Annotated in this window: 3 protein-coding genes; 1 reads left to right on the top strand and 2 read right to left on the bottom strand. The window is 62.2% G+C overall.

Annotation, left to right across the window (positions count from 1 at the left end):
• Positions 1-224: hypothetical protein (locus RMO15_RS26815; protein WP_309720051.1), on the top strand; the 224-nt coding region annotated here is incomplete at its 5' end.
• On the opposite strand, the gene RMO15_RS26810 is transcribed toward RMO15_RS26815, so the two are convergent.
• Both RMO15_RS26810 and RMO15_RS26805 read right to left on the bottom strand, forming a co-directional pair.
• Positions 221-1,600 carry an ATP-binding protein gene (locus RMO15_RS26810; RefSeq protein WP_309720047.1) on the bottom strand — a complete coding sequence of 460 codons (1,380 nt, stop codon included), beginning with the start codon at positions 1,598-1,600 and terminating at the stop codon, positions 221-223. The genes RMO15_RS26815 and RMO15_RS26810 overlap by 4 nt on opposite strands.
• A partial coding sequence (locus tag RMO15_RS26805) for a response regulator transcription factor (RefSeq protein ID WP_309720044.1) occupies positions 1,597-1,987 on the bottom strand: 391 nt, incomplete at its 5' end. The genes RMO15_RS26810 and RMO15_RS26805, both read right to left, overlap by 4 nt.

The following is a 1,987-nucleotide window of genomic DNA, read 5'->3' as shown; positions in this document are numbered from 1 at the left end:
GGGGGAAAGCCAGAAACCTTTCCGAAGAAAGTATGCGACTCTTGGAAGTGTCTAATGGCCCAACATCAGTCGCTTGGCCTCTGATGGTGCTGGGTGAAGTGGCCGCATGTCAAGGCAACAAGGCGCAGGCCCAGCAGTATTTTGCAAAGGCGCGTGGGCTACATGAGCTATCAGGGCGTGCTTTTGGCATACGCCTTGTCGAGCAGCTCCAGCGCACTTTTTAGCCCAGGGTGACGGTGGCAGTGGTGCCTTTGCCGAGCTCGCTTTGTAGGGTAAGGGTGCCCCCGAGGGCGGCGGCGATGGCGTGGCAGAGGGAGAGGCCAAGCCCGATGCCGCCGTCATCTCGGGTGCGAGCCGTGTCGGGGCGGTAGAAGGGTTGGCCCAGCTTTTCAAGATGCTCTGGAGCGATTCCTGCTCCTGTGTCGGTGACGGTAAGGGTGAGAATATCGCCGTTTCTTGTGGCATGAACTGCTACTTTCCCCTCGGGCGGAGTGTGGCGCAGGGCATTGCTGACCAGGTTACTGACCAGTCGCAAGAGCAGGTCCCGATCCGTGACAAAAGTGAGTGTGGGCGAGATTTCCAGGCTTGCGGGAGCAGGTACGACAGTGCGCAGTGTCTCCGCAAGCTTGAGGGAGGCGCGGCGGACGGGGAGCGCTCCGTTTTGTGAGCGGGCCAGAAAGAGCAAGTCCCCAATAAGCCGGTTCGCCCGGTCTGTGGCATCGTCGGCACTCGCAATGGCTTCGTCGCGCAGGGCCGGTGGTATATCGGGGTGGCGGAGCAGACCGAGGGCTGTCTTGATGGTAGCAAGGGGCGTGCGCAGTTCATGGCTGGCATGGGCTGTGAATTGTTTCTGGCGCGTAAAAGCATCGTCAAGCCGACCAAGAGAGCGGTTGAGCATCTTTGTCAGTTGGTCTAACTCATCACCACCACCCGGCTCGGGCAGGCGCTCGGCGAGGTTCTCCGCCTCAATATGGCTGGCGGCCTCGGTGAGCTGGCGGATTGGGGCAAGCGCTTGGCTGGTAAGCCAGAGACCGCCTAGGCCCGCGACTAGGCACAAAACGGGCAGGAGTAGCACCAGGCTGTAGGTCACCGAGGCGAGCGCGGCCTCTGTTGGACCGGTAGGGATGGCAGTCTGAACCGCACCGTGCAGATTGCCTTCCGGATCTTTCATGGGGAGGGTGTAGGTACGGAGCGCCTGTCCGTCTTCCTCGCCTCGGCCAAATACCGGTTTGACTCGCTTGGCCTCCCCTAGGCTTTCCGTAGACCAGGGGGCTTCGTCGTTGGTATTATTGTTGTCGAAGCTCCAGTGGCGTGGCCGCAGCAGAAGCCCCAGCTCACCAGGGCGGGGACGTGGTGCGCCCGGCGGCGGTCCGCCAAACCCACGCGGTGGCCCCTCGAAGCCCATGCCCATCGGGCCACTTGGCCCTTGTTGCCTTTGACGGCTCGCATCGTTCTGGGCCTGCTGAACCAGCATCTCGTCCAGCCGCCCCCAGAGAACTCGTCCGATCACAAAGCGTGTTGCACCGCCAAAGGCCAGTAGTGCCAAGGCAAGTAGCCCGACATTGCCTAGGGTCAGCCGCGTACGAACCGAGAGCTTCATGTTGGCCCACTCGGCTCTCGGAGGCTATAGCCACGTCGGTGAGCAGTGTGGATGAGCTTATGCTCCTCATCGCGCCCACCGTCAATCTTGCGGCGGAGTGCGGCGACATGGACATCTACTGTGTTCGAGGCAGAATCGGGATCACCCCAAGCCGCAAGAATCGCCTCGCGGCTGATGATGTGCCCCTCGCGGCTCGCGAGAGTGAGAAGGAGCTCGTACTCCCGTGGGGTGAGTGCCAGCGGCTGGCCTTCCCGCGTGGCTTCCTGCGCCTCGGTGTCAATCTCAATATCCGCGATCTTGATATGGCGCCTGCGCTGCTGTCGCTCGCGCCGGATCAGGGCGGCGACGCGGGCTTGTAGCTCCTCGAAGGCAAAGGGCTTGGGCAGG

The organism is Armatimonas sp. (assembly GCF_031410135.1).
GTDB lineage: Bacteria > Armatimonadota > Armatimonadia > Armatimonadales > Armatimonadaceae > Armatimonas.
Note: the sequence above shows the minus strand (reverse complement) of the source record. Positions and strands in the feature narration are given on the sequence as shown.